Here is a 22,950-nt window from a genome sequence, read left to right as displayed (position 1 = left end):
TTCTTTGGGGAATCTCCAGCCACCAACAGCGAGCCCTTAGAGCATGGTACTCGCTGTGGTGAAGAAAGCACAATTCGATTAATTTACGGTTTCTGTTAAATTTTGCTCGCCAATAAAGCCGCCCGTTTGATGGGCCCAAAGTTGAGCATAAATACCATGTTGCGCCAAGAGTTCTTGATGCGTACCTTGCTCAACAATTTCACCTTTATCGAGCACGATTAAGCGATCCATGGCTGCAATGGTTGATAAACGGTGCGCGATGGCTATAACCGTTTTGCCTTCCATCAACTCATATAAACTCTCTTGAATCGCGGCTTCGACTTCAGAGTCCAGTGCTGATGTGGCTTCATCGAGAATAAGTAGAGGGGCATTTTTTAGTAAGACACGGGATATTGCGATACGTTGACGTTGTCCTCCCGAGAGTTTAACCCCGCGTTCACCTACCTGAGCATCGTAACCACAATGACCAAATGGATCGGTTAATGTACTGATAAATTCATCAGCATGAGCCTGTTTGGTTGCGGCATAAAGTTCATCATCTGTTGCATCAGGACGACCATATAAAATGTTGTCTTTTATTGAACGATGTAAGAGCGACGTATCTTGCGTCACCATACCGATGTTGCTGCGTAATGAATCTTGTGTAACCTTGGCAATATCTTGACCGTCTATTGAGATTTTACCGCCTTCTAAGTCGTGGAAGCGAAGCAGAAGATTAACTAACGTTGATTTACCCGCACCAGAGCGACCGACTAAACCGACTTTTTCACCGGGCTTAATATTCAGATTCAAATGACTGAGTACGCCTTTGTTCTCTCCATAATGAAAACTGACATCTTCAAAGCGGATGCTACCTTGAGTTACAGACAAAGGTTTTGCATTTGGTGCATCTTTAATATCAATTGGTTTAGCTAAGGTTTTCATACCATCAACAACCGTACCTAGGTTCTCAAATAATGCGCCAACCTCCCACATAATCCACATCGACATACCATTGATACGTAATGCTAAACTGATTGCAATCGCAATAGCCCCAATTTCAATAGCTCCTTGCATCCATAAATAAATCGACAGCGCCGAGATAATAAAGAGTAGGGAATAGTTTGCCAATTGCACACAAACATCAAAACCTGTTACCAAACGCATTTGTTGGTAGACAGTTTTTAAGAAGCCTTTCATGCCATCTTCGGCATAATCGGTTTCTCTGGTGCTATGAGAAAACAGTTTTACCGTCGAAATATTGGTGTAGCTATCCACTATACGGCCCGTCATTAAAGAACGAGCATCGGCTTGCTCTGTCGCAACTTGCTTAAGTTTGGGAACAAAATGTAATTGAATGGCAATATAAGCGATTAACCAAGCCACCATAGGGATCATTAACAACCAATCAGCTTGAGCAAGAATCACCAGCATGGAAGTAAAATACACTAGTACATAGACAAACACATCGGCGGTTTTCATGACTGTTTCGCGAACGGCTAATGAGGTTTGCATTACTTTTGTCGCAATACGACCAGCAAAGTCATCTTGATAAAAAGATAGGCTCTGGTTCAGTAAGTATCGGTGTGCTTTCCAACGAATTGACATTGGATAGTTGCCTAACAATGATTGATGTGAAAGCAAAGATGAGAGTAACACTAACAGTGGCATCACAATCAAAATTACCAAGCTGATACCAAACAATTTGCCAGCATTTTCACTTAAGAACGTTTTCGGATCGCTTGCTGCCAGCCAATCTACCAGTTGTCCCATAAAACCAAATAGTGCAACTTCAATCATGGCAATAACAGCGCTTAATAAAGCAACCATAATAAGTGGCTTTTCAAATCCTCGCGTGTAATAGCGACAAAAAGCAAAAATGGTATTCGGGGGCTGGCTGGGATCGTCTTTTGGAAAAGCTTGCGTTAATTTTTCAAAACGCTTGAACATAATTCACCTGAGCTGAAATAAGATAGGAAGTGAGATAAAAGCACTAGTTAAAGGATAGGGAAGAAGTATTTTTCGAGCAATAAGAGAGAGAAGGAAGTGGCAAAAGTGTGAATGTAAGCGCAACAATAATGCTGCGCTTAATATTATCTGTCTTGATTAGAAGTATTATCCTTTACGATTGGCTACCCACAGATACATCAGCTCAAGAGCAATGGTTGCCGCCGCAAGCGATGTGAGATCACTGTGATCATAAGCGGGAGAAACTTCCACAACATCCATACCAACCAAATTAATGTCAGTCAGTCCACGGATGATTTTTAATGCTCTATCTGAGGTAATCCCACCAATAACAGGTGTTCCTGTACCCGGAGCAAAAGCAGGATCTAAACAATCAATATCGAAAGTTAGATAGACCGGCATATCACCAACTGTCTGTTTTATTTGAGCCACAATTTCTGCAACAGACAAATCATTCGCGTCCATAGCATTGATAACATGATAGCCGTGATTTTCTTTTTTATATTCGGTTCTAATGCCAATTTGAACTGAGTGAGCAGGGTCAACTAACCCTTCATTTGGCGCATGATAAAACATAGTTCCGTGATCATAACGGCTACCATGTGGATATGTATCGGTATGGGCATCAAAATGAATGAGCGCCATTTTACCGTAATGTTTTGCATACGCTCTTAGCAGCGGCAGTGTCGCAAAGTGATCGCCGCCCAGAGTCAACACGGTTTTACCATCAGCCAAAATTGCATCGGCTGCGGCTTCTAATCGCGTTGTAAAATCTTCTGCATCACCACTATCGAAGACTAAATCACCAGCATCAATGACCTTAGCTTCTTCGAGTAAATTGAAATCCCAAGGAAACTTTTTACTTTCCCACGCTAGATTGACTGAGGCTTTACGTATTGCATCAGGACCAAGGCGAGCTCCTGGTCTACCCGATGTCGCGAGATCTAACGGCGCACCTAAGATAACCATATCGGCATCGGTATTGATAGGGTTACGCACATAAGGTACGCGTACAAAAGTCATAGCATTGGAGTACAAGGAATAATCAGTTTTAGTAAACAAATCATTCATATTAAGCCTCATAAGCCCATAAACGAGCTAAAAATCAATAAAGATACATTTCATGTGCGATGAAATATTAGCAATTGTCACTTGTCTTAATCATAGGTGACATTTGCTTTATGTGGGAAAAAGGAGTGAATGTCTAGCGAAGTGGTTTTCTGGTCTCGATAAGAAATTGTCATGAATATTTACAAGTAAAATTGCTCTCTTAAATCATAAACATTTTCCTATGGCTTTACGGTAAGTGAAAAACAAAATCAAATCATGCTTACAACTAATAATTAAAACCTATCAATACAATAGAAAAGGAAAATTGGTTTTATTAGCAACTGTGGATTAAATTTAGTGCATCGAATGAATCGAGCAATAAGAAACGATTTATTTTGTAATGAAAAACAGCGTTAACGGTCAAGGTGTTATGAATTCGAAATCGGATTTAGATTAACTATCGATTACAGATTATACAATTTGGTTATCTGCTTAAAAGTTCATAGTTAATTTGCATATTTAGTAACATGCATATGGTTGCGAATTTATAAGACCAACGTATCCTTAATAGGAATAAACAACGCCTGCGTCATTAGGTGTTAAGTAAAATAATTAGGAGAACAGTGATGTCGAAATGTCCCTTCCACAACAATGAAACCGTTGTGAATCCAGCCGTAAATCCAGGTAACGGTACATCTCCAAGCGATTGGTGGCCAAATCAACTTAAACTAGATCTACTTCATCAACATGACCGCAAGTCAAACCCAATGGGTGAAGATTTTGACTACGCGGCAGAATTTAAAACATTAGATCTTGAAGCAGTTAAGCAAGACCTTCGTGATCTTATGACAGATTCACAAGAGTGGTGGCCTGCAGACTTTGGTCATTACGGTCCTTTCTTCATTCGTATGGCTTGGCACAGTGCAGGTACTTACCGTACTGGTGATGGCCGTGGCGGGGCAGGTACTGGTAACCAACGTTTTGCTCCTCTAAACAGCTGGCCAGATAACGTAAACCTTGATAAAGCACGTCGTCTAATTTGGCCTATCAAACAAAAATACGGTAAGAAAATCTCTTGGGCTGACCTTATTATTTTGACTGGTAACGTAGCTCTTGAATCAATGGGCTTTAAAACACTAGGTTTTGCTGGTGGTCGTCAAGATATTTGGGAACCAGAACTAGATATCTACTGGGGTAAAGAAACAGCATGGCTTGCTGATGATACTCGTTACTCTAAAGAAGAAGAGCAACGTGATCTTGAAAACCCACTAGCAGCAGTACAAATGGGTCTTATTTATGTGAACCCAGAAGGTCCAGACGGCAATCCTGATCCTCTACTAGCCGCTCATGATATTCGTGAAACATTTGCTCGTATGGCAATGGATGACGAAGAAACAGTAGCGCTAATCGCAGGTGGTCACACATTCGGTAAGACTCACGGTGCAGGCGATGCAGCTCATGTAGGTCCAGAACCAGAAGCTGCGGGTATTACAGAGCAAGGTCTTGGTTGGACTTCAAGCTTTGGTCGTGGTAATGCAGGCGACACTATCTCCAGCGGTCTAGAAGTAACTTGGACTACAACACCAACAGAGTGGAGCAATGGTTTCTTTAGCAGCCTATTCTACAATGAGTGGGAACTAGAAAAGAGCCCAGCAGGTGCATACCAGTGGGTATCTAAAGGTGGTGAAGTTCACCCTGATGCTTTTGATCCTAATAAGAAGCACAAAGCGACAATGCTAACAACAGACCTTTCTCTACGTTTCGATCCTGTGTATGAGAAAATCTCTCGTCGCTTCTTTGAGAATCCACAAGAGTTTGCTGATGCGTTTGCTCGTGCATGGTTTAAACTGACTCACCGTGACATGGGTCCTCGTGCTCGTTACCTTGGTTCAGAAGTTCCAGCACAAGAGTTTATTTGGCAAGATCCAATCCCAGCCGTAAATCACGAGCTAGTGGATGATGCTGATATTGCGAAACTAAAACAAGAAATCGCAGCATCTGGTCTGTCTGTACGTGAACTTGTATCAACTGCATGGGCATCTGCTTCTACTTTCCGTGGTTCAGACATGCGTGGTGGTGCAAACGGTGCTCGTATCCGTCTATCTCCACAAAAAGATTGGGTAGCGAACGAACCAGAGCAACTAGATAAAGTGCTTAATGTTCTTGAAGGTATTCAAGCGCGTTTTGAGAAGACAGTATCTCTTGCTGACCTTATCGTACTTGCTGGTGGTGTTGGTATTGAAATGGCTGCGAAAAAAGCAGGTCGCGATATCACTGTACCATTTGCACCAGGTCGTATGGATGCATCACAAGAGCAAACAGATGTTCATTCATTTGCAGTTCTTGAGCCAATGGCTGACGGTTTCCGCAACTTTGAGAAGAAGAAATTCTCTGTATCACAAGAAGAGTTGCTACTAGATCGCGCACAATTACTTAAACTAACAGCGCCTGAAATGACAGTACTTGTTGGTGGTATGCGTGTTCTAGATACTAACCATGATCACACTCAATACGGTGTGTTTACTGAGCGTAAAGAAGCCCTAACAAATGATTTCTTCGTAAATCTATTAGATATGGCGACTAGCTGGAAACCAACCTCAGTTGATGAAGACGTGTTTGTAGGTACAGACCGTAAGACTGGCGAAGAGAAGTGGACAGCAACTCGTGTAGACCTAGTATTTGGTTCTAACTCACAGCTTCGTGCTCTAGCAGAAGTTTATGCTTGTGCTGACTCAGAAGAGAAGTTTGTAAATGACTTCGTAAATGCTTGGGTTAAAGTGATGAACGCTGACCGTTTTGACCTTAAAAAATAAATTCTAGTTAAGTAATTAATTTAGAATAACCAAATAAAACGCCCTAATTTAATGTTAGGGCGTTTTTATTTTAAGTAACGTTAAAGTTTATTCAGATGTCTTCTTATTACGTTTTTCCATTCGTTTTTCTTTTAACGTTCGTTGAGCTTTTTTCTTTGTATTATATCGAGCCATGATCATATCCTTATGTGCGTAGATATTAATGAAAATTATGTTTATTTTTTACTGCCATGATTTTAAACCACAGATATTTACCATTTTCTTTGGCATAAATATCATCACCGACACGGCGTCCAATCAGTTCAGAGCCAAGAGGTGACAAGATGGATAAAGGGCGAGAGTCTTTAGTCACACATCCAGGAATACTGAGTTGATAGCAGTAATCTTGGTGTCCCACAAGGTCACGAATTGTGACAATAGAATCAACATATACCATTTCCGAATCAAAACTGTTTTTTTCTGTTTTATCAATTTTATTCAGTAGGTTTTCAAGTATATGGGGCTTTATTGCTAGAGATAGCGAATTCTTTAATAAACTGAGCATAGTCATTCCTCTATTACACCCAGCCATTTCAAACTAAATTGACGGTATGGGTTTATTTAATTACACGATTTAATAGGGGAATTAAATACAGGGAGATAAGGCGATAACCTCTCATAACGACTCCTTAATAATTAGTTGAAGACAGCATATCGAATTGTATTTTTTATTCAAATTATGACTATTTTAGAGTGTTAGTTGGTTTTCGGGTTTTTATTAGAACTAAAGAATATTAGCCATCTATTATTAGAGTTTTAACCTGTTTAAATAATGAAAAGAGAGGGAAATAAATTGAATCAGTTGTCGTATTTAAAAAATGGATGAAAAAGGGAGAAAAATGACAGTAAATTGAAATAACCCAAAGTATGAGACTAACCGCATCAGATTGACTATGGTATGCTATTAATGTTTTTTTCATTATAGAGCTATCATGAAACGATTATTCCTATCACTGTGCATACTTGCGACTTCGACGGCTTGTTCATCTTCTGAAGTGCATTTTGTGCGAAAACCCCTACATATCGATGTTCAAGCGGATCTCCCTGTGCAAGTGAATGAGACATCAGGACTTGCGGTGATCAACAATCGGGTTTGGACTCATAATGACAGTGGTGGTAAAAACGAGATTTATCAGCTCTCTCCTGACTATAAAACAGTTACAAAAACCGTCTCAATTAAAGGCAATAAGAACTACGATTGGGAAGATCTAACCCAAGATGAACGCTATCTCTATGTCGGTGATACTGGTAATAACAGTACGCGTCGTAATGGGGGAGTCATTTATAAACTGCGTATTAGTGACGTAGAAAAATACCATTCTGTAATGCCGTACAATGTGATTCGGTATCAGTTTAAAAACTTCCATAAAGCAAAGACCTATCAACACAATTTTGATAGTGAAGCTATTGCTAGTGTAGGCGATAAGATCTGGCTATTTAGTAAAAATTGGAACGATGAGCAATCTCAGCTGTATGTTTTAAGTAAGAGTGCTCAGCGTCAACTATTAAAGCCTGTTGCAACTTATCCAACCGCAGGGCTTATTACGGGAGCGGATTATAATCCTCAAACTCAAACCATGGCGTTAGTGGGTTATCGTAAAGACATGCTGCTTGGATACGCTTTTATTTGGTTAGTGAAAGTGAAAAATAACCGATTAGATTGGTCAACGGCGGTGTATAAGCGGTTAGGGATCTACGGTCAATGGGAAGGCATACATTGGGATGGTGCTGATAAACTGCTACTGACAACTGAGAAAAACCCATTAACCAAGGCGTTAATTGGCACTGTAGATGTGAGTTTTTATACTAAGTAGCCGTTTTTACTGCTTATTATCTCGATAGCCAGATGGGATAATATAGGACGTTAAAATTACAGTTAAATGCATCTTATTAAAAAGAGCTAGCCCCACGTTATAGGGTCACTTTATTAAGGCTAGCTCTTTGCTTTTTAGGTATTATGAATACTGAATCACCGCCATAATTAATACCACAACCATACTGCTCAACATAGGAACACTGGTACGTTTGATAACATCAATTGGTGTTAATCCTGCCATTCCTGAAACCGTAATAATTACACCCGCAACAGGTGACATAGTTCGGCCAATACCAGCTGCAAATAGAATTGGTAGCAGTGGTAGAAGAGGGTTTACTCCGAAATTTGTCGCGATTTGAGGCACAATTGGAATGAAAGCCATCACAGGAGCATTACCAGAACCGGTAATAAATGCGGTTAGTAAGATAAAGCCAGAGAAAACCACCACAATACCGCTAGGGCCTAAATCAAATGATTTTGCAGTATCGATAAGTGCATTGATGGCGCCGATGTTGGTTAAACCCGCAGAAAAATATTCCGCAGCAATCATCAGAGTTAATACGCTAGCGAAAATCATTCCTGTACCTTTTAACCACGCTTCAAAATTATCAAAAGCACGTTGAATAGAACGGAAACGAATCGCCTCAATAACTACACAAATGGTAATTGTCGACATCATGGCAATTGGAATAGTCATAGTGATCGATTCCATGACCATACTCGAAAAGCCGAACAAAAATACGAAAGGTAATACAGGCAGTAAAGCATAAAACTTAGGTACGGTATCATTCGCATCGTGTTGAGCTTCAAGTGTAGCTAAGTATTTACCACGGTCTTGAGTTGGATCGTAACCATCTTTGCGGTCACAATGGCGTTGCCACAAAATATTAACTAAAGGAATGGTAAACAATAATAATGCTTGGAAAATGGTTTGGTGATTAACCACAAAATCCATTATTTCAACATTAATGGCATTTGCACCAATAACCGCATTAATTTGTCCTGGGCCATATTCCCATGCTGTTGGGATAACAATGGTTGCAACCGCGGTTTTTGCACTGACACCAGCATTTCGTAATACGGGATATAAGGTTCCCATTAAGAGTAACGATAGAGAAGTTGCTCCAGTTATGAAGACATACATAATAGAAACAAAGAGCAAAACTAAAATTAATAAAATATAGGGGTTTTTGACCGCCATAACAGGGCGAGAGGTGGCTTTCACCAATGCTTGTGACGCACCAATATGGTTTAAATAGGTTGAAACACCAGCAATAGAAACTAATGTTAAACCGACTTTACCTAAGCGAGTATTGGTGATTTCGGTAAAACGTTGCCATAAGTCAAAAAATAGAGCGCCTTGTGTTTTACCTTCTGCTAATACTGGTGCAATTCCAGAAATAGACGCATAAGCTAAAAGTAACAATCCTGCTGTTATTAACGTTGCTTGAGGGTTGAATTTCTTCAACATTGAGTAAGCAACGAGACCAACTATAAATAAAGTAAATATATATTCCATGTTAAGCTCAAATATCCAAATAAAGATAAGTTATTATTGGTTATTTGCGATATAAAATAATGAGCATTAATCATACAATAGATAAAAAGTTGGCTTCATTGTCATAAGTTGGATTTTTATCACGTAAAATTGCGCTTATAATAATATTTTGTTTTACCTTTGTTTTTATGATGTTAAAAACTGATTTTAATTAAGATATAAAACCACTTTTTAAAGAATAAAAGAGAGGGGATTGATTTGTTATGGTGCTAGGAAATTGTCATGGCTTGCGGTTGGTACATGATTGGTTTGGTTATCTGCTTGTTTTGTTTTAAAAAGTAGGGTTTGCTTGATAAGCTTTGGTAATGATTATAGGCCATATCTAGAATTTGCTAAACTTAGGTAAACAGCACATCATGGTGGACAAATGAACTACTTTGCAGAGGACCCTTTCTAGGTAATGTAAACCTGGAGGGTAAATGAAAAAACTAAAGCAACAGTACCGAAGTCATGTCAAAGCGCAAGGGGCTTACCTATGGGATATGTATCCCAGCGTACGCAGTGGGACTCACAAGCATTTTTCAACCAAGCAGGAAAAGAGCTACTATTTCCTACACAAAGTTGAGTTTCGTGAATATCCAATCAAACTGCGAGCAGCTAGAGGAAGATCTCTGGCTAACCCGTGGGATGATTACCCTGCACACGTATATGATGTTGCGAAGTGTTGGAAGCATAATTCGAAAAGGCGTCACCAATACTACAGATAAATATCATCAAGCCTCGCCAATGCGGGGCTTATTTGTGTCGTCCGTTTGTTCACTAATGCCTACTAACCCGCATTTGCCACGTTGTGTGTTAGAGCTAATTGTTGCAACATTCCCACATATTTCCCATTGACTAAATTTTTCTAATACGTCTAGTATGAAACACGGCTATCAGGGCAGTAGTAAATCAAGAGGTAGCAATGCTAGCAGTAGTTCAAGATCGTATTGTTGAAGTACATGAGTTTCTACAAAGACGATTAACCAATATACATGAGATTAATGCACATCCTGATAACCTCCCAATAATGCAGGCTGTATTATACTCTTCTTTTATCGATGCATTAGGTGCAACCTGCTATGGGAGTCGAGTGGAGACACGTAAACGTTTTACCCGTGTAATTGTAGAACATGGCAACTGGATTGAAGCTGAGACAGTATGCCCAATGCATCTACAACGTTTTTTAGAAATATCACCCGGTTTACCCGACCTCAAACGTCGTATGACTGATATAGTAGATGAGTGGCGAAGCAGCCAAGACGGCATAATTTATCTAGACTTAGCTCCAACAAAGGATGATATAGCTGAACTATGGCCAGATAATGGGGCTAGAAAACATCATAAGAAAACACTAGAACACTTCACTCACGTAAACTTATTGTATGGAATGCGAAATGGATTGTTACACCAACAGTATGCGGCAAAAGGTTTACCTATTTTTCCAAAGGAACGAGAAAATGTACATTACATTTTTTTTAATAAGTTTGATGAAGGCGGCAGACTAGAACTCATCCATCCACCTCAATTTTTAGCAAACCTTTGTGACACCTTGTTAGAGAATGTCATGAATGACTTCAAAAGAAAGAATGAAAAGCCTTGGGGTATCGGTCATTTTTCAAATTACTTAATTGATGGACTGTGATTGCTCTAATTTATCTTTACCCAAGGATGTACTAACGTGTTCCCCGACAGCACGTTTAAGCCCAGAAACGTGTTTAGAAGTGGGATGATTAACATAACGTTGGCTAAAGGTTCTGTCTGTAGGTAACGGAGGTTAGAAAAGCGAATACTACTTTGTAATAAAGTGGATATCTAAAAAGTTCGAGAAAGGCTATTAACAGCATATTGAAACTGTGATGGTTTTAGTGCGCTAGAAGTCTAGATCATTACAGAGAGCTCTTGCCATAGAAACTTTAATCAATGACGCTCTAAATTAGCAAAAATTCTAGCAAGCTTTTATTCACAAGTGAGTTAGTTATTCAGCTAACTCACCACATAACCAAAACGATCCCTAAATTTAATAGATACAAAAAAGGATCTTATAAAAGATCCTTTTGCTGATTAATCTTTCGAATTAAAGATCTTGTCAAAATTCTTTTGGTTCCAACCAACCATCACCTGATCACCAATCTTTAATACCGGAATACTTCGGGCACCAAGCGCTTGCAATTCTTTGCGGCCTCTTGGTTGCATGGCATCGGTTAAACGATATGGGATCTTCTTCGCATCAAGATAGCGTTGAGCATCTTTACAGTGTGGACACTGACTTTTTGTATATAGAACGACACGTTTCATACTGAGTTCTCATTGTTATATATGAACTATAAAGTGCATTAAAACCTGCAAATTTACAGCCTAACTTTACATAGTCTACTTTTGTTATCGATTTATCTCAAAAAGAGGCTCGGTATACTAGATCAAACTAAATTTCTATCCCATGTTTTGTTCAGATACGAAAGTAGTGGATCTTTAATATCAATTAGTTGGGATAATGGCAAATAATGTGATCAGACTACTTAGTTTGTCGATCATGTCGATATTAATCACTTCAATCATATGAACTTTGTTATATAATTGTCTGCAATAACAGACGGAATAAAGTTATATGGTCGAAAAATTTTCTAAATCTCAGCTTTCTGAAGCCGACATAATTTCGAAGTTTATCCTTCCCGCGATTAAAAGTAATGGCTGGAATGATATGACGCAAATACGCCAAGAAGTAAAATTACGTGATGGTAAGGTTGTGGTACGCGGCCAAATTGCTGCACGTAAAAAAGTGAAATCGGCTGATATTGTCTTGTATCACAAACCGAGTATTCCACTTGCCGTTGTTGAAGCTAAGGCTAACAAACACGAAATTGGAACGGGCATGCAGCAGGGATTGGATTATGCATCATTACTTGACGTTCCATTTGTTTTTGCCAGTAACGGTGATGGTTTTATTTTTCATGATAAAACTAATTCAGCAAGGCTAGAGTCTGAAATCAGATTAGAAGATTTTCCATCTCCGCAAATGCTTTGGGAAAAGTATTGCCAATGGAAAGGCTATACGGCTACGCAATTACCATTGATTACACAAGACTACTATGACGATGGTAGTGGTAAATCACCCCGTTATTATCAATTGAATGCGATAAATAAGACCATTGAAGCCGTATCTTCTGGTGAGAATCGTGTGTTATTGGTTATGGCGACAGGTACGGGAAAAACTTACACCGCATTTCAAATCATCTGGCGCCTTTGGAAGTCTGGGGCGAAGAAACGTATTCTCTTCTTAGCTGACCGTAATATTTTGGTCGATCAAACTAAAAATAACGATTTCCAGCCGTTTGGCACGGCAATGACCAAAATTGGTAACCGTAGTATCGATCCTGCGTATGAGATTCACCTTGGCCTTTACCAAGCGATGACAGGACAAGAAGAAGAAAAGAAAATCTTCAAGAATGTTAGCCCTGATTTCTTTGATTTAATCGTTGTGGATGAATGTCACCGGGGTAGTGCGTCAGAAGAGAGCGCATGGCGTGAAATATTAGAGTATTTCAGCTCTGCAACTCAAATAGGCTTAACCGCAACACCGAAAGAAACCGATGAAGTTTCTAACATCGAGTACTTTGGTGAGCCTGTCTATACTTATTCGTTAAAACAAGGTATTGAAGACGGTTTCCTTGCCCCTTACAAAGTGGTTCGTGTTGATTTAGACGTTGATTTACAAGGTTGGCGACCAACAAAGGGACAAAAAGATAAACATGGTGAAACCATTACAGATCGAATCTACAACCAGAAAGATTTCGATCGCACCATGGTGATTGATGAGCGAACAGAATTAGTCGCTCAAACCATCACGAACTATTTAAAACGTACGGATCCAATGGCAAAAACTATCGTCTTTTGTAACGATATTGACCATGCAGAGCGTATGCGTCGCGCCATTGCTAACTGCTGTCCTGAGCAGATGAAGAAGAATGAAAAGTACGTAATGAAAATTACTGGCGATGATAAAATAGGTAAAGATCAGCTAGATAATTTCATTAATCCTAAGACGAAATATCCTGTTATTGCAACAACATCAGAGTTGATGACTACAGGCGTTGACGCAAAAACATGTAAGCTAATTGTTCTTGATACCACGATTAAATCGATGACGAAATTTAAGCAGATCATTGGTCGTGGAACACGCATTGATGATCGTTACGGTAAATTATGGTTTTCGATTTTAGATTTCAAAAAAGCGACAGAGCTATTTGCTGATGAACGTTTTGATGGGACGCCAGAGCGAGTCAAAGTTGTAAAACCGGATGATTTTGAAAATCCAGAAGATCTGGATGATATTGTCGATGGTATTGATGGTGAAGATACATCAGAAACACCGTTTGACGGTGATGATATTGATCCGAACACAATTTTAAAGCCAACACCACCGCCTAATACACCCTCGGGAGAGGACAATGCACCGCAAGGAGGAGATGACCCTGTTAAGGAAGAAGTGAAGAAATTCCATGTATCAGGTGTCACTGTCACTAAAATTGCTGAGCGTGTGCAATATTATGATAGTGATGGCAAGTTGGTGACAGAGTCATTCAAAGACTACACACGTAAAGCCATGGCAACACAATTTTCTTCGTTAGATGATTTTACCAAGCGTTGGAATGATGCAGACCGCAAGCAAGCGATTATTGATGAGTTAGCTGAGCTTGGCATTATTTGGGAAGCATTAGAACAAGAAGTAGGTAAAGATATGGATCCATTCGATATGATTTGTCATGTCGTTTACGACCAGCCACCACTTACGCGAAAAGAACGAGCAGAGAGCGTTAAAAAGCGTAATTACTTTACTAAGTACGGTGAAACTGCGCAGCAGGTGTTGAGTAATCTACTTGAAAAATATGCCGATGAAGGTGTGCAAGAGATTGAAAATATCCACGTTCTAAAAGTAAAACCGTTTGATGAAATGGGTCGTCCAAAAGAAATCATTAATAAAGGCTTTGGTGGTAAACCGCAATATTTAGAAGCGGTTAACGAACTTGAAGCCGCTATCTATCAGCCTCAATCTGCATAAAAATATAGCACCCTTTCAAGTCTCTGTTATTTGAAAGGGCAGCGTTAAAATGATCCGAGTATTTGATTATAGTTGAACAAATAACTGTCAATTTAGACAGGCATTTTTCAGCTATTTTAAAACCGGCTCTGTTATAATTCCTCTTAAAATTTCAGTTAGCTAAAGTAGTAAAACATGTCTATCAGTTCCGTAATTAAATCTATTCAAGACATTATGCGTAAAGATGCAGGTGTGGATGGAGATGCACAGCGCCTTGGTCAAATGTCATGGCTATTATTCCTTAAAGTTTTCGATGCTCAGGAAGAAGAGTTAGAACTTGAACAAGATGATTACCAAGCACCGATAAACGAAAAATACTTATGGCGTAACTGGGCTGCTGATGAAGAAGGGATCACAGGCGAAAAATTACTTGAGTTTGTTAATGATGACTTGTTCCACTACCTAAAGAACATGCCTGTTAATGGTGAAAAAAATCCCCGTGGTTTGGTTGTAAAATCCGCATTCAGTGATGCCTTTAACTACATGAAAAACGGCACATTGCTTCGCCAAGTGATCAATAAACTCAACGAAATTGATTTTACCGATTCAAAAGAGCGTCACTTATTCGGTGATATTTACGAGCAAATTCTTCGTGACTTGCAAAGTGCGGGTAACTCGGGTGAATTTTATACCCCTCGTGCAGTAACGCGCTTTATTGTTAATCGCCTTGATCCTAAGTTGGGGGAAACCATTATGGATCCAGCATGTGGTACGGGTGGTTTCCTTGCTTGTTCAGTAGATCACGTTAAAGAACATTACGTGAAAACTGCAACAGATCACCAAACACTGCAAACCCAAATTCACGGTGTTGAAAAGAAACAGCTACCGCACTTGTTATGTACTACTAACATGATGCTGCACGGCATCGAAGTACCAGTACAAATCAAACATGGTAATACTTTAAACAAACCGTTGGCGAACTGGGACAGCAACATTAACGTGATTGCGACCAACCCGCCATTTGGTGGTACGGAAGAAGACGGCATTGAAAAGAACTTCCCAGCCGAGATGCAAACCCGTGAAACCGCCGATCTGTTCTTACAACTGATTGTGGAAGTGCTAGATCAAGACGGTCGTGCAGGCGTGGTATTACCAGACGGTACGCTGTTTGGTGAAGGTGTTAAAACCAAAATCAAAAAGATGCTAACGGAAGAATGTAACCTACACACCATAGTGCGTCTGCCAAATGGGGTATTTAACCCATACACAGGCATTAAAACTAACATTCTGTTTTTCACCAAAGGCAAACCGACAAAAGAAGTGTGGTTCTATGAGCACCCATATCCAGAGGGTGTGAAGAACTACAGCAAAACCAAACCGATGAAGTTTGAAGAGTTCCAGCAAGAGATTGATTGGTGGGGCAATGAAGCTGACGGTTTTGCTGCACGCGTTGAAAATGAACATGCTTGGAAAGTCTCGATTGAAGAGATCATCGAGCGTAACTTCAACTTAGACATTAAAAACCCACATCAAGATGAAGTGATTGCCCATGATCCCCAAGAGCTATTGGCAAGCTACCAACAGCAGCAACAAGAGATCGCAGAACTACGTAACCAATTAAAGAATATCTTGGGTGATGCTCTGAAATCATCGACTGGCAGCGAGGCGTGATCATGACAGTTGAATCGTTAATTACCCAACACATTGATACGTGGACATCAGCGGTAAAAACCAAATCCACTACAGGGCGTGGCAGCAGTAAAAAATTAGAGCTGTATGGCGTTAAAAAACTGCGTGAGCTGATTTTAGAATTGGCGGTGCGTGGTAAGTTAGTGCCGCAAGATCCGAGTGATGAGCCTGCGTCTGTATTGCTTGAACGCATTGCGGCTGAAAAAGTACAGTTGGTGAAAGATAAAAAAATCAAGCAGTCAAAGAAATTAGAACTTATTAGTGTTGAGGATTATCTCTTTGAAATCCCATCTAACTGGAGTTGGGAGAGATTAGGGAATATTGGTGAAACTAATATAGGACTAACTTATTCACCTAAAGAGGCTGGCGATGAAGGTATCCCTGTTCTTCGATCTGCGAATATTCAAAAAGGTAAAATTGACTTAACTGATTTAGTGAGAGTCCAGAAAGATGTTAAGGATTCCGTATTAGTTGATCCTGGTGATTTATTGATCTGTGCTCGAAATGGTAGTAAGGCATTGGTTGGTAAAACTGCACAAATTCGTATCCTTAATGAACCAATGGCTTTTGGCGCATTCATGGCTATTTTCCGAAGTTGTATTAATGATTATGTAGAGGTCTTCTTAAACTCTCCTGTATATCGGAGAAATCTTGAAGGTGTTTCGACAACAACAATAAATCAAATTACACAAAGCAATTTACGTTCTACTATTTGTCCAATTCCACCAAAAGAAGAACAACACCGCATCGTAGCCAAAGTCGATGAACTAATGGCACTTTGCGATCAGCTTGAACAACAAACCGAAGCCAGCATTGATGCGCATCAGTTGTTAGTGAGCACGTTACTCAACACACTAACCAACTCAGCAGATGCCGATGAGTTAATGGAAAATTGGGCACGCATTAGCGATCACTTCGATACCTTATTCACCACAGAAGAGAGCATCGACCAGCTAAAACAAACCATTCTGCAACTGGCGGTGATGGGTAAACTAGTTCCACAAGATCTTAATGATGAACCTGCATCTGTGCTGCTAGAGCGTATCGCAGAAGAAAAAGCGCAGTTAATCAAAGAGAAGAAAATCAAAAAGCAAAAAGCACTACCGCCGATCGCTGATGATGAAAAGCCGTTTGACCTGCCGAAAGGGTGGGAGTGGGCAAGGTTTGGAGAGCTCGGGTATGATTTAGGTGGCGGAACTCCATCAAAGGGGAATTCTGAATATTGGGGAGGTTCTATTCCATGGGTATCTCCGAAAGATATGAAGCGAGATTACATCGATTCAGCCATCGACAATGTTACTGAAAAAGCTGTCTTGGAAACAACAATCAAACTTATTCCAGAATACAGCCTATTGATGGTTGTTAGAGGAATGATACTCGCGCATTCCTTCCCCGTCGCTTTGACCCAAAAGCCAGTAGTTATTAATCAAGATATGAAAGCTTTTGTTTATAATTATATTGAGCCAGAGTTTCTTCTTGTTGTAATGAAAGGGATAAAGAACGAGATGGTCGACCTAGTCGATCGCTCTTCACATGGTACTTGCAAATTGGTATCTGATAAATTGTGGAACGTAGTGCTTTCGATCCCTCCTTTGGGGCAGCAAAGATTAATAGTCAAAAAAACTAACGAACTATTGAGTATCTGTGAACACCTGAAAACTTGCTTAAAAGAATCTCAAACCACTCAACTACACCTCACAGATACTATCGTTGAACAGGCTGTATAACCATGGCAATTGTCTTCAATCAGCCTCAAACTATATCGCAGTTGTTGGATAAATTACTCACAATTCCTGAGTACCAACGCCCATATAAATGGCAACCCAAGCACGTTAATCAGCTGATTGATGACATTGTTCATCACCGTACTAAGCCATGTTATCGGCTTGGTACGGTGGTACTGCATCAAGACAAAGATTCAGAAAGTGCTGTGCTTAATATCGTTGATGGTCAGCAGCGCTTGCTGACACTAACCTTGCTTTGCACCATTCTGGATGAGGAAGAGAACAGCATTTCATCTAGCTTGCTTGAGCATACATTTGAATCATCGGTCAGTATTGAAAACCTCAAAAATAATGCACAACTTATCTCTGAACGAGTAGCCAGCCTGCCTGCGACAGAAAAACAGGAATTACTCAATTTTGTACTTAACAAGTGCGAGCTAATCCAAGTCACATTGGATGATTTGAGTGAAGCATTCCAGTTCTTCGATTCACAAAATGCGCGTGGTAAAGCACTTGCCCCCCATGATCTGCTAAAAGCGTATCACCTGCGTGAAATGATGGACTCAACAGAGCAAAGTGAGCGTTTGCATCACGTAAGTTTGTGGGAGCAAGGCGTAAATCCAGATGATGAGTCTGCGAATTTGCACACCATTATGGGAGAGTTCTTGTTCCGTATGCGCCGCTGGGTTGATGGTGATTACGGCATCCAGTTTAATCGTCACAATATTGATGTATTCAAAGGTATTAACCTAGACAGTACACAGTACGCTTATGTCGATTCCATGCTTGCGCTGGATTATGCGATTGAAACTTTCAATGCCGATCCTGCTCGCAAATGGGACAAGCAAACCAAGGGCTATCCATTCCAAGTCGATCAGGTGATGATCAACGGTAAGCGCTTCTTTGAGTACATTCAGCACTACATGGCGATTCACTCAGCCTTATTTGTTGGTAAAGATTCAAAGCTATTTTCATTCGTTGATACACACGCTAATTACAGTGGTAGCAACCGTAAAGGGGATAGCTACGTGCGAAACCTATTTTTGTGTGCGGTGATGTACTACTACGACAAGTTCGGAGAGGTGGAGTTAGAGAAAGCAGCACAGATTTGTTATCGCTGGAGCTACTTCTTACGACTTGATCTGCAACGCATCGGGATGGAGTCGGTAGACAATCACGCTAAAGCGCGTAATGGGTTATTCAGAGCCATTAACAAAGCGGTTCACCCTCAGCAAGTGTTGAACTTTCAGCCGCCGTATATCAAAGAGCCTAAGTTCAACAATGCTGAGGACGTACAGGCGTCTATTGAAGCAATGAAATCGGGAAGTCTCAATGAGTCAAACTAATCAAGTAGAGCAGTTATCCGTTAAAGCGCTTTTCGATAGCAAAACGCAATACGTGATCCCTATTTATCAGCGTAACTACGCTTGGGGCGCGACAGAGATTGAACAGCTTATTCAAGATATCAGTGATGCCGCAGGGCTTATTACCCAAGCAGAAGAAACCGTTACAGCCAAACAAGATAAGTATTATCTGGGTAGCCTTGTGGTTTATCAGCGTACAACGCATTCGCAGCAATCGCATGTGGTGTATGAAACCATCGACGGTCAGCAAAGGCATACTACGCTTTCTATCTTATTGGCGTACCTAAAGCATCGTAATGTATTGGGTTGCGATGAACTTGAAGCGTTAGCGATCAACTTAACCTTTGATAGTCGCCCAAAGTCTTCCAGAGCATTAGATGATATTTATTCGGGTAATACCAATGGCGAGTCAGAAGAGCCCAATATTCACGCTGCCTTCAACATTATTCAGCGTTACTTCAAAGCCAAGGGTTTAGATGATAAGGCGAAAACCAAGCAGTTCGTCGATTACCTATTAAAAAGCGTCACCATACTGAGAGTCGTTGTGCCACCACAAACGGATCTTAACCATTATTTTGAGATCATGAATAACCGTGGTGAACAGCTAGAAAAGCATGAAGTACTGAAAGCGAAATTCATGGCGACGCTGGCTAACGATGAGGAAAGAGGCTGTTTTTCAACTATCTGGGATGCTTGTTCAAATATGACGCGTTATACCCAGATGGGCTTTCAATCAGATCTACGAAAAGATGTATTCGGTGATAGTTGGCAAATGATGCCAGCTAGCTTTGATGCGATATTAGAAAAGCATACGAGCAAACAGCAAAAGCAAGATGCCATGACGTTGCGAGATATCATCAAACATAAAGCATCAAGCTCAAACGGTGATGATGAAGAGCGAGAGAAGGAAGAGCGTTTTGGTGCGGTTATCGACTTCTCCAACTTTTTACTTCATGTGTTAAAACTAATGCAAACGGAAGAGATCGTTTCGTTAGATGATAAGAAGCTGATCGATGCGTTTATCTCTAAAGATGATGGCTTAAAGGTGAGTGCCAAAGCGTTTGTCTATGAGCTGCTTAAGTATCGTATTCTATTTGATAGTTACGTCATAAAACCTGACCAACACGATGAGAAGCGTAAGTGGAGTTTGTTAAGACTCAATGCGTACAAATACGGTAATAGTCTAAGCCCTGAGTATTCAAATGCGTTGACTGGCGATTACTACGAAAAAGTTCGTATGATATTGGCAATGTTCCATGTCTCGAACCCTGCTTTAGTTTATAAACGTTGGTTAAACGATGCGTTAAGTATTTTGAATAAGAATACAACGCAGCAATCGAATTTTGTTGTTGATGGCGAAGTGTACTTAGCAGAGCTTGAACTCCTAAGTGATCGTTATTTTAAAGAAATCACAAACGATAAATGTTTAGCGTTTAGTGAAAGTGAGCCAGGGGTATTGCATCAAGGCACTGGCGTTCAGAACTTTGTGTTTAACAGGTTGGATTACCTACTATGGAAGCGCTTATCGAACAATGAATCGTTTGATGGTATCGGTAAAAAAGAACTTGGAAAGCATTTTGACGATTTTCAGTTTTCATTCCGAACTTCTGTTGAGCATTACTTCCCACAAACCGATCCATCTGGTGCAAAAAAGATGGAAGACGTTGATCGCTTTGGCAACCTTTGCCTCATTTCCCCAAGCAGTAACTCAAGGCTGAGTAATTATTCTCCACAAGATAAGAAGAAATTCTATCAAGAGAACAATCGTGCCGAGAGTTTAAAACAAGCCATTATGATGAGCTATGACGACTGGGGACCAGATGAGAAAGGGAAGACTAATATACAGAATCATGAAAAAGAGATGATTAATGTATTGAAGAACTAGGTTGTTATAAAAATAGCATTCTTAGCACTTTGGCTTATGTTACTGAAATAATAAAATGAAATTGCTAACAGATTTAATTTCTACTCTAGGAAAAGAGACAAAAACTCTAAGTATTCGTGGTTTGCTTTATGATAGTGTTGAGCAAACCTCGAAAGGTACATATTTATTTACGCATTCTCAATCTTCCGATCAGTTTGAAACTCAATTGAGCTTTTTACATACTCTGTATCGGGATGGTCGTTTATTTAACCCTGAATACGCTTCAGTTGTTCAGCAGAAAAAGGGGGTTAGTAAGCATCACACTTCAAAAACTTCTCTGATCTCATCGAATAAGACAAGAAAAATTCAATCGATGTATGGATTATCTTCTGATGAGACAATGGAATTTGAAGAACTTTTACGTGAAATGCGTCCAATGAATTTTGTTAGTAGCAAGCAGCTATCAAAGCATATTGTGAAGCATAAATTAGGGAATAAATATCAAAATATTTCTGGCATTGCTCGTATGAGTAACGGCGAACGTGAATGGAATTTTGAAGGTGGATTTCCTCCTGAAATATATAAAATTATTTGCCAAGAATTAGATTTGTGTAATCAAGGAACAAGAAGTCGAGTGGTGAGTTTTTCGTCATTTGCTTCTCTAAAATAGTTAAGCTTATTTTTTGATGTGCAAACTTACATCCATATTATTAACGCTTAATAACCTTATTTGTATCATCAAAATATGAGCTAACCAAACGGCTAGCTCACTCTAATCAAGCAAAATGGTTCTATTAAGCAACAATCTTATCAGGAGTTTGAACACAAATAGAGACAAGATCATCAATAAAATGCTCTAACGCTCGTTGTTCAATTTGACGAATTTGTTGTTGCTGCGACTCTGATAGCATGTGGTACATCGAAGCGGCACCAAAATCGCCCACTAAAATATTCGCATCACGATCAAATAGCGTATTGTGCGCATACAGATCACCATGACACACCTTATTTTGATGAAGATGAGTAAAGACATCTCGCATCTGCTGTACAATTTTATCTATTTGCGTTTGCTCTAGTGAGAAATCGGCTGGAAACGTATCTCGGGTGCAAGTTGCTAGAGTAGGAGGCAAGCCCAAGTTTTGATAATGGCTCGGGATCAAATCCATAATTAGAGCCAGATTATCAGGCTGCTGCACTTGAGCCAGAGATTTTACCAAGTTGGGATGAGAACCTGCTTTTAAACACGCTTGCAGTTCATCATTTGGATAACCGTCACTGGTGACTTCACCTTTAAACACTTTCACTGCAACTTCATCGGGTAACTGATGCTCATTGTGAGTCCAGGTCGCTTTCGAGATCACCCCAGATGCGCCTTGACCCAACACGTGATGCAGTTCTAATTGCGAAAAATCAACACAAGGTACAGTATCTAACTCTAGGTTATGCTGCGAAAACGGGTTGCCCGAGAACGCAAACCAAGCCAGCTTAGGTAAGTTTAATAACTGATCAGGACACTCGGTTAACTGATTTGCTGAGATGCGAACCAATTCCAACTCGTGACAGTGTAACATGCTTTGTGGCAATGAAGTGAGTTGGTTGCCAGCCAGCGCGAGTTTTTTCAGATGAACGCATTGGCCTAACGTGTCAGGCAACTGCTCAATATTATTATCAGTTAAAATCAACCAACGTAATTTAGGAGGAAGCGAGTTTGCTGGCACTTCTTTAATGGCACAGCTTTTAAACCCAATCATCTCAAGGTTAGGGCTGCGACCAAGAACCTCTGGCAAGGTGGTAAACGGATTATTCGATGCAAAGATAATCTTTAATTTTGTTAATTGAGCAAACTCAGCAGGAAAAGCATTCAGTTGATTGCCTGATAGATCCAACACTTCTAACGTTTCGGCAAGATCTAAAATCTCCATTGGAAACTCAGTCAGTTGTTCTGAAATCTTTAAATGAGTAATACCGCGTAATTCACCGGCTTTAAGCTGAGCGAGAGTCTGCACCACAAAATCCTAATAACTAAAATTGAAGCGGTATTTTAGCCTAAGGGAAAGAAAATGTGATCG

At 40.1% G+C, this 22,950-nt stretch carries 15 protein-coding genes; 9 read left to right on the top strand and 6 right to left on the bottom strand.

Translation table 11 applies throughout. The annotated features are described in order from the left end of the window. Positions 1–78 precede the first annotated feature (78 nt). Both WAX86_RS08025 and speB read right to left on the bottom strand, forming a co-directional pair. Positions 79–1,929, bottom strand: a complete 1,851-nt coding sequence (locus WAX86_RS08025) for an ABC transporter ATP-binding protein (RefSeq protein ID WP_065170477.1) — start codon at positions 1,927–1,929, stop codon at positions 79–81. A gap of 165 nt (positions 1,930–2,094) precedes the next feature. Continuing rightward, complete coding sequence (gene speB, locus WAX86_RS08020; RefSeq protein WP_005299129.1) at positions 2,095–3,018, bottom strand: agmatinase; 924 nt, start codon at positions 3,016–3,018, stop codon at positions 2,095–2,097. Between the two features lie 605 nt (positions 3,019–3,623). Between speB and katG the strand changes: the two genes are divergently transcribed. Further along, entirely contained in the window at positions 3,624–5,810 is a 2,187-nt protein-coding gene (gene katG / locus WAX86_RS08015; RefSeq protein ID WP_341488593.1) for a catalase/peroxidase HPI, read from the top strand. A gap of 199 nt (positions 5,811–6,009) precedes the next feature. Here katG and WAX86_RS08010 read toward each other — a convergent pair whose 3' ends face one another. After that, entirely contained in the window at positions 6,010–6,354 is a 345-nt protein-coding gene (locus WAX86_RS08010) for a GreA/GreB family elongation factor (protein ID WP_157756289.1), read from the bottom strand. A gap of 427 nt (positions 6,355–6,781) precedes the next feature. On the opposite strand from WAX86_RS08010, the gene WAX86_RS08005 reads away from it, so the two are divergent. Further along, positions 6,782–7,663, top strand: a complete 882-nt coding sequence (locus tag WAX86_RS08005; protein WP_341488592.1) for a hypothetical protein — start codon at positions 6,782–6,784, stop codon at positions 7,661–7,663. 141 nt (positions 7,664–7,804) lie between these two features. Here WAX86_RS08005 and dcuC read toward each other — a convergent pair whose 3' ends face one another. After that, positions 7,805–9,184, bottom strand: a complete 1,380-nt coding sequence (gene dcuC / locus WAX86_RS08000; protein WP_005299138.1) for a C4-dicarboxylate transporter DcuC — start codon at positions 9,182–9,184, stop codon at positions 7,805–7,807. A 943-nt stretch (positions 9,185–10,127) separates the two neighbouring features. Here dcuC and WAX86_RS07990 point away from each other — a divergent pair. Further along, positions 10,128–10,847: a hypothetical protein gene (locus WAX86_RS07990; protein WP_341488590.1), complete on the top strand. Its 720-nt coding sequence runs from the start codon at positions 10,128–10,130 to the stop codon at positions 10,845–10,847. Positions 10,848–11,266: 419 nt separating this feature from the next. Here the strand turns inward: WAX86_RS07990 and WAX86_RS07985 are convergent, their stop codons facing one another. Further along, a complete protein-coding gene (locus WAX86_RS07985; protein ID WP_036763756.1) occupies positions 11,267–11,500 on the bottom strand; it encodes a glutaredoxin family protein in 234 nt (77 codons plus the stop codon). Between the two features lie 310 nt (positions 11,501–11,810). On the opposite strand from WAX86_RS07985, the gene hsdR reads away from it, so the two are divergent. The 6 genes from hsdR to WAX86_RS07955 all read left to right on the top strand — a co-directional run bounded on the left by hsdR (position 11,811) and on the right by WAX86_RS07955 (position 21,551). Then, positions 11,811–14,261, top strand: coding sequence for an EcoAI/FtnUII family type I restriction enzme subunit R (gene hsdR, locus WAX86_RS07980; protein WP_341488589.1), 2,451 nt, complete (start codon positions 11,811–11,813; stop codon positions 14,259–14,261). Positions 14,262–14,435: 174 nt separating this feature from the next. Next, the gene (locus WAX86_RS07975) at positions 14,436–15,911 is read left to right on the top strand and encodes an N-6 DNA methylase (protein ID WP_341488588.1); all 1,476 of its coding nucleotides are present in this window, start codon (positions 14,436–14,438) and stop codon (positions 15,909–15,911) included. A gap of 2 nt (positions 15,912–15,913) precedes the next feature. Then, positions 15,914–17,656 (top strand): restriction endonuclease subunit S, encoded by a 1,743-nt coding sequence (locus WAX86_RS07970; RefSeq protein ID WP_341488587.1) that lies wholly within the window; start codon positions 15,914–15,916, stop codon positions 17,654–17,656. Between the two features lie 2 nt (positions 17,657–17,658). Next, positions 17,659–18,999: a DUF262 domain-containing protein gene (locus WAX86_RS07965; RefSeq protein ID WP_341488586.1), complete on the top strand. Its 1,341-nt coding sequence runs from the start codon at positions 17,659–17,661 to the stop codon at positions 18,997–18,999. Continuing rightward, on the top strand, positions 18,986–20,902 hold the full coding sequence (locus tag WAX86_RS07960; RefSeq protein WP_341488585.1) for a DUF262 domain-containing HNH endonuclease family protein: 1,917 nt from the start codon (positions 18,986–18,988) through the stop codon (positions 20,900–20,902). The genes WAX86_RS07965 and WAX86_RS07960 overlap by 14 nt, the downstream gene beginning before the upstream one ends. Positions 20,903–20,957: 55 nt before the next feature. Beyond that, on the top strand, positions 20,958–21,551 hold the full coding sequence (locus WAX86_RS07955; protein ID WP_341488584.1) for a hypothetical protein: 594 nt from the start codon (positions 20,958–20,960) through the stop codon (positions 21,549–21,551). Between the two features lie 124 nt (positions 21,552–21,675). Here the strand turns inward: WAX86_RS07955 and WAX86_RS07950 are convergent, their stop codons facing one another. Continuing rightward, complete coding sequence (locus WAX86_RS07950) at positions 21,676–22,887, bottom strand: leucine-rich repeat-containing protein kinase family protein (RefSeq protein WP_341488583.1); 1,212 nt, start codon at positions 22,885–22,887, stop codon at positions 21,676–21,678. Positions 22,888–22,950 lie beyond the last annotated feature (63 nt).

Source organism: Photobacterium damselae subsp. damselae (genome assembly GCF_038086725.1).
Lineage (GTDB): Bacteria > Pseudomonadota > Gammaproteobacteria > Enterobacterales > Vibrionaceae > Photobacterium > Photobacterium damselae.
This window is presented reverse-complemented; position numbering and strand designations above follow the sequence as displayed.